General features: G+C 63.3%; 1 protein-coding gene. It reads right to left on the reverse strand.

Annotated elements, in window-relative coordinates; translation table 11 throughout:
- On the reverse strand, positions 1-180 hold a 180-nt coding region (locus tag R0J87_RS20745), incomplete at its 3' end, for a hypothetical protein (protein WP_498888617.1).
- Positions 181-270 lie beyond the last annotated feature (90 nt).

Raw genomic sequence — 270 nt, forward strand, 5'->3', positions numbered from 1 at the left:
GTCGGTGCCGGAGCTGAGGGCCACGTCGATGCCCGGCCCCTTGGTGAAGCCGGCGAGGGTGGACTGCGCTTCGTAGATGAGCACGGCCCCACGCTCCAGCTTGGTCGAGCCGGTGTAGTAGACCCGCTTCACTTCGACGTTGGGGCTGATGGACTGGTTCGTTTGGTAATCAACAGGCATGATGGGATTCCTTGGTGCCTACTGTTTCGGCACTTGCGGCCCTACGGTGTCGGGCCTTGAGGAGAGAAGAAGCCCGGCGGCACCGTCACC

Origin of the sequence: Halomonas sp. SIMBA_159 (assembly GCF_046536035.1) — a bacterium.
Classification (GTDB): domain Bacteria; phylum Pseudomonadota; class Gammaproteobacteria; order Pseudomonadales; family Halomonadaceae; genus Vreelandella; species Vreelandella venusta_A.